At 68.6% G+C, this 5776-nt stretch carries 6 protein-coding genes and 1 riboswitch; of the genes, 1 reads left to right on the top strand and 5 read right to left on the bottom strand.

Annotated features, from left to right (window positions below; all coding sequences use genetic code 11):
- The 5 genes from ACFPZN_RS55590 to ACFPZN_RS55570 all read right to left on the bottom strand — a co-directional run.
- Positions 1-120 (bottom strand): Clp protease N-terminal domain-containing protein (locus ACFPZN_RS55590; protein WP_151491872.1); only part of this gene is annotated, 120 nt, incomplete at its 3' end.
- 375 nt (positions 121-495) lie between these two features.
- A complete protein-coding gene (locus ACFPZN_RS55585) occupies positions 496-819 on the bottom strand; it encodes a histone-like nucleoid-structuring protein Lsr2 (protein WP_197009256.1) in 324 nt (107 codons plus the stop codon).
- A gap of 711 nt (positions 820-1530) precedes the next feature.
- The gene (locus tag ACFPZN_RS55580; RefSeq protein WP_378293448.1) at positions 1531-2592 is read right to left on the bottom strand and encodes an RDD family protein; all 1062 of its coding nucleotides are present in this window, start codon (positions 2590-2592) and stop codon (positions 1531-1533) included.
- An 8-nt stretch (positions 2593-2600) separates the two neighbouring features.
- A complete protein-coding gene (locus ACFPZN_RS55575; RefSeq protein ID WP_378293446.1) occupies positions 2601-3458 on the bottom strand; it encodes an RDD family protein in 858 nt (285 codons plus the stop codon).
- A 3-nt stretch (positions 3459-3461) separates the two neighbouring features.
- Positions 3462-4010 (bottom strand): amino-acid N-acetyltransferase, encoded by a 549-nt coding sequence (locus ACFPZN_RS55570; protein WP_378293444.1) that lies wholly within the window; start codon positions 4008-4010, stop codon positions 3462-3464.
- Positions 4011-4331: 321 nt separating this feature from the next.
- Positions 4332-4452, top strand: a riboswitch (cyclic di-AMP (ydaO/yuaA leader).
- Between the two features lie 36 nt (positions 4453-4488).
- Between ACFPZN_RS55570 and ACFPZN_RS55565 the strand changes: the two genes are divergently transcribed.
- Positions 4489-5448, top strand: coding sequence for an NlpC/P60 family protein (locus ACFPZN_RS55565; protein WP_378293442.1), 960 nt, complete (start codon positions 4489-4491; stop codon positions 5446-5448).
- Positions 5449-5776 lie beyond the last annotated feature (328 nt).

Raw genomic sequence — 5776 nt, 5'->3', positions numbered from 1 at the left:
CTCATGGATCAGCCCAAGGAGGATGTGCTCGGTACCGATGTAGTTGTGGTTGAGCATCCTGGCCTCTTCCTGAGCCAGAACGACAACCCGACGCGCACGGTCGGTGAACCTCTCGAACATCTCGTCGCTCCTCACAGAGCGGTTGGTCAGAGTCCGGGATGTCCGAACCTGTCCTTCCGCAGGTGCTGGCACCAATCAATCTAGCCCGCCCCGAGGAGGCCGCCCGGTGCTGCCCACCGAGAGACGTTCCCCAGCTAAGCGCTGTTCAGTCTCATCCAACTACCGCACGGTTGCGTCATGTTCCCGCTACGCCCCAAGCGAACGGAACCTTCCCGCAGGTGGACCACCACTGGACCACGACGCGCGCACGGCCGCCGACGCGATGGCCGATTGCATCCTGTCTACCGCGACATGCCCGATACAACCCAAAGATCTCTACGCCACAAGCGAACGGCCCGTCTCACCATCGGAGACGGGCCGTCGCGGCGAGGCGTCTCAGTGGGCGGCCTCGTACTTCTCGATCACATTCGCCGGGATGCGGCCGCGCTCATTGACCTTGATGCCGTGGTCCTTGGCCCAGGCACGGATCTCGGCGCTGCGCTCACGGCTGGACGCACCGCGCTGGCGACGGCGGCGAGTGGTGGCGCCGGCCTTACGGGACTTCTCCACGAACGGCTGCAGAGAATCCCGCAGCTTCTTTGCGTTGGCGCTACTGAGGTCGATCTCGTACGAGGCGCCGTCGATCGAGAACGCTACGGTCTCGTCCGCCTCGCCACCGTCGAGGTCGTCGACGAGAAGCACCTGAACCTTCTGTGCCATGGGGACAGACCTTTCAGCTGGAGCAAACTGCATTCGGTTGACAAAGATATACCGCGATGCTTGCCGATGACAATTCAACTCGCGCGGAAGTAGCCTTCCCCCTCGGTAACTCTTCGTAATCGCCGCCCTCCGAATCCGACGCACGGGCGATACGCGGCGGCAAGGGGCGATACGCGACGGGCCGCCACCGGCGGTCGACCCGGGGTGGCAGGCTGTATGTATTTGTCCGGCAGCCCCGGCCGGGACGGGGATTTCGGAGGTGACCGGGGTCACCTCCGGAGGCCCTGACCAGCACGATCGATCATGCATTGGACCGGTTTCGCGGGCCCCCGGGCTTTCCCGGCCGGGTCCGCGGGCGAAGAAATTAGGCCGGGCACCACCTTAACCGGGGCGGCAACACCCACCCCGGAGCCATCGATTAACCCTGACGTAACGGCACTAACCACACCGGCCCAGGGGGAATGCACGGCAGGCCGGACGCCCGCACGGCAGCCTGATCACGTGCCTCCACCGGGGGGATGTACATCGATACCGGCGGGGGCGGGGTCGGCGAAATCCGTTGCCGTGCGGGGGGCTCGGCCAGGGGAAGTGCTCCGTAGGCGAGTACGGCGCGGGTGACTCTACTGCATACCGATTACAGCGGATAAGTCCTCAATGTCGTCACACAAGGCTCGGCGGGGTGCCGCCGCGTTGTGTCCGCTGGGCGGTTGCTCAGGCGGCGCCGCGCTTCACGACGACGGTGGCCGCAAGGCGGTCGTGCAACGCCTGCCGGCGCACGCCCTCGTACATCAGGCCCGCGTTCCCCACCCAGAAGACACCGGCGATCAGACCGAACACCGGGACGGGCCGTACGGCAATAGGAAGCGCATAGGTGGCCGACCGCAGCAGGGAACGCGCCACCCCTAGCCGTGGGGGCTTCTGAAGCTCTTCCTCCGGAACGCTCCCGTTCTCTGAGGCATCCCCCAGAGCGACTTCCGCCGCGGCTACGGGAGCTCCTTCCACGGCGCCTTCCGGGACTCGTTCCGGGACGTCTTCCAGGACGTCTTCGTGCCCGCCTTCCCGGAAGCCTTCCGCGGCATGTTCCCAGCCGTCTTCAGGAGCGCCTTCCGCCACACCTTCCGCGGCGCCTTCGCGATCCGCTTGGCGGACGCGTTCCGAGGCGCCTTCGACCGTTCCTTCCACGCCGCCTTCCACAGCGCCTTCCCGGACGCCTTCCCGGACGCCTTCGGCTTCTTCGGCGCCTTCGCCTTCCGCCGCTATGGAGGGCTCTGGCGCGCTTTCGACGTCCCGCCGGGCCGTGACGGGCCCCGGCGCCCCCGGCACGCCCCCTGAGGCCGCGAGAGCCGCGCTGCGCACGCCCGGCAGACCCGAGCCGACCCAAGGCCCCTCAGCGACCTCAGAAACGCTCTGGGAGGCTCCCAGGGCACCGTCCGCGGGCGCCGCCGCCCCCTCCGGGACGGGGAACCGCACGACCTCGATGCCCGCGAAACGCTTGCCGAGCGTGCGCCCCCACAGGGAGAGCTGGATCCACTCGTACAGCAGCAGGAAACCGGCGACGGCCGGCGGCGCGACGACGTCGAAGTCGGCGGCCGGCACCACCTCGCGGACGACCGCCACCACGGGCAGCCCCACCACGAGCGTGTCGACGATCCGGGCGAGCAGCCGCTGCCCCGGCTCGGCCAGGCCGGGAACGACCTCCGGGAGCGGCCCCTCGTCAGGAGGCCCCTCGTCGGGGAGCGGGTCGGCCTTCGGTGACTGATCCGCCGCCGCCATGTCCCGCCTTACTCCCTGTACTCGGAGTACTCGTCGTAACCCGCATCGCCGTCCTCGACCCGCTCGTCGATGACAAGCGTGCCCGCGAAGCGGTCGTGCAGGGACTGGTGCAGAGGCTGGTCCCAGATCGCCCACAGGTAGGCCATCAGAGCGCCGATCCAGACCAGGAGCATCCCGTACGCCAGGTAGTCCCACACCATCACGGCCAGGACCAGGAAGAAGAACCCGCCGATCAGGTAGCCCACGTGGATGATGCCCGCGCGCCACACCGCCTGGGTGGTCGTCAGGGCGTCACCGGCGGGACGCACCTGGACGACGCCCAGGTGCAGCATCCGCTTGCCGAGCGTGCGCCCCCAGAGGGAGAGCTGCACCGCCTCGTAAATGAAGGGCAGCACCGACAGGACCGCGAACAGCGTGAAGATGATGGGCCAGTTCCAGATGCCGCCCTCGGTGTCGGTCTTGCTGCCCGCGCTGTCCAGGCCGATCGTGCCGATGACGATCGGCAGGACGAGCGCGAACCCGAACACCGCCACCAGCGCGTTGTCGAGCAGGCGTGCGCCCGCGCGCCGGTAGATGGGGGCGAGGGGCAGGCTGGCGGCCTCGGAGACGTCGTCCTGGTCGCCGCCGTAGTACCCCTGGTCCTGGTACCCCTGGTCCTGGACGGGCTGCTGCTGCCACCCCTGCTGCTGGGGAGGCGGCGCCTGGTTCTGCCACTGCGGCTGGTTCTGCCACTGCTGTTGTTGCGGCTGCTGCCATTGGGGCCCCTGGTAGGGCGGCGGCGGGCCGTACGACCCCTGTCCCTGTCCCTGCGGCGGGCCCGGCTGCGGCGGCTGGGAGTGCCTGCCGCGTCGGGGGGATCTACTCATCGGTCAGTCCTCCAGGCGAAGCAACATCCGGGTATTGCCCAACGTATTCGGCTTGACCCGGTCGAGGTCCAGGAACTCTGCCACGCCTTCGTCGTAGGAGCGGAGGAGTTCTTCGTACACCTCTGGTGAAACGGGAGTCCCGAGGATGGGACGGAACCCGTGACGCCCGAAGAACTCCACCTCGAAGGTAAGACAGAACACCCTTCGCACGCCCAGTTCCCGTGCCGTGTCCAGCAGGCGGGCCACGATGCGGTGACCGATCCCGCGTCCCCCGTATCCCCGCTCGACGGCGACCGAACGGACTTCCGCGAGGTCCTCCCACATGACGTGCAGCGCGCCGCATCCGACGATCCGGCCACCGCCGGGGGCCACAGGGCCGTCCCCCTCCGGTACGGGAAACCTCTCCTCGGCGACCCAGAACTCCTGCACGTCCTCGTAGAGCTTGACGGTGGACTTCTTGAGCAGGCGGCGCCCCGATCCCGCGTACAGGCCGACCAGCCGGCTGATGTCCTGGACGTCGGCGGTGCGGGCACGCCTGATCACGACTTCCACAAACAACCGACGTTATCGGACGGCCGCGGCCCGTCCCGACGAAGGGTGTGAGCGCGCGGAACGGTTCTGGGGGACGGCGGGCAAAATACGGCAAAGCACAACCCAAATACCAGACATACCAGTCATTCAACTCAGAATCGGTCACGGCACCTGGGTTTTCGTCACATCCGGTTGGCACGCCCCTCCGGTTCCGTTAGTCTCCTGCGCTGACATCGGCCGCCGGGACCGATCGCCGGGACATCCGCCCGGACACGGGCGGCCGGACCGCCGAGTCCACGGGCCGCCGCCAGCGTTCCGGGAGCCGGGAACCCAATGTCGGAAGCGTTCCGGGAGCCTCCCGGAGCCGAGACCGACCGGGGTCAATCCGCGTCCATCGCCGCGGACGGGCTGCTCCTTGCCCGCACCCGTCAGCTAACTCGGTAGGCGGACGAGGAGAGGAGAGTTGGTGGAGCGCTCGCGCCCTGGTTCCTTTTCGCGCATGAGACCGGCCGCACGGCTGCGCGCCGGCACGCTGGCCGGCACCGTCGCCGCGATGACCGTGCTGGCACCGCCCGTCGCGGCGCACGCCGACCCCGAGCCGTCCACCAAGGAGCTGCAGACCCAGGCGCACAAGCTCGCCGACCAGCTCGAGCAGCTGACCGAGCAGTACAACGGCCTCAAGGTCAAGCTCCAGCAGTCGCAGCGGGCCGCCAAGGTCGCCACCGACAACGCCGCGCGCCAGGAGAAGGCACTGCAGGGCGTCCGCGAGAAGCTCGGCAGCCTGGCCGCCACCAGCTACATGCAGGGCGGCGCCACCGACCCCACCGTCTCCTTCGTCGCCGCCCAGGACCCGCAGGCCATGCTCGACCAGGCCGCGACCCTGCGCTACTTCGCCACCCAGGACGGCACCCGCGTCGCGAGCATGATGCAGGCCATGCAGGCCGCCCAGCGCGCCCGCAAGTCCGCCGACGAGCGCTCCCAGCAGGTGGAGAAGCTGCGCGGCCAGCTCGACTCGCAGCGCAAGAAGGTCACCACGCTGTATGAGAAGGTGCGTGGCAAGCTCGTCAAGCGCGACCCCACCCAGCTCGCCAAGCTGCCCGTCGTCGGCAGCGGCAAGGCCGCGCAGGCGCTGCGGCTGGCGATGACCAAGATCGGGCGCCCGTACGTGTGGGGCGCCGAGGGCCCGTCCACCTTCGACTGCTCCGGCCTGATCATGTGGGCCTACAAGCAGGTCGGGATCAGCCTGCCGCACTACACCGGCAGCCAGTGGAACGCCGGCACGCACATCTCCAAGAGCCAGATGCAGCCGGGCGACCTGATCTTCTTCTACTCCGACCTGCACCACGTGGGCCTGTACGTGGGCGACGGCAAGATGCTGCACGCCCCGCAGACCGGTGACGTGGTGAAGATCGCCCCGATCGCCGGTCGCCCGTTCGCGGGGGCGGTCCGGGTCGCCTGATCCCTCTCGAAAACCATCCGGAAGCGGCACACCTCAAACACCAAACCCATCTCGCCCGCAGGGGGGTTCGCCCACCCAGGCCGCTGGCCCGCCCGGACCTCGCCCGCCGGGAGGCTCGCCCACTCGGAGCGCCCGCCCACTCGGGGTGCTCGACCGCGGGGGGTTCGCTCGCTCAAGGCGCTCGGCCACCCAGAGCACTCGCCCGCTAGGGCCTGTCCCGTGATCATGTGATCGGACAGCCAGACCTTAAGGGGTTGGGGGACACGGGGCCGAGAAACTGCGAACGTGCGCGGATGCTAGTTTCCTTCCCCGTGATGGAACATCAGGA

This window comes from Actinomadura rugatobispora, from assembly GCF_042656285.1.
Lineage (GTDB): Bacteria > Actinomycetota > Actinomycetes > Streptosporangiales > Streptosporangiaceae > Spirillospora > Spirillospora rugatobispora.
This window is presented reverse-complemented; position numbering and strand designations above follow the sequence as displayed.

Bases quoted from the DNA above. Each gene is read 5' to 3' on its own strand.
- ACFPZN_RS55575 (WP_378293446.1), bottom strand. From the start codon at position 3,458: ATGAGTAGATCCCCCCGACGCGGCAGGCACTCCCAGCCGCCGCAGCCG.
- ACFPZN_RS55565 (WP_378293442.1), top strand. From the start codon at position 4,489: ATGAGACCGGCCGCACGGCTGCGCGCCGGCACGCTGGCCGGCACCGTC.
- ACFPZN_RS55580 (WP_378293448.1), bottom strand. From the start codon at position 2,592: ATGGCGGCGGCGGATCAGTCACCGAAGGCCGACCCGCTCCCCGACGAG.
- ACFPZN_RS55585 (WP_197009256.1), bottom strand. From the start codon at position 819: ATGGCACAGAAGGTTCAGGTGCTTCTCGTCGACGACCTCGACGGTGGC.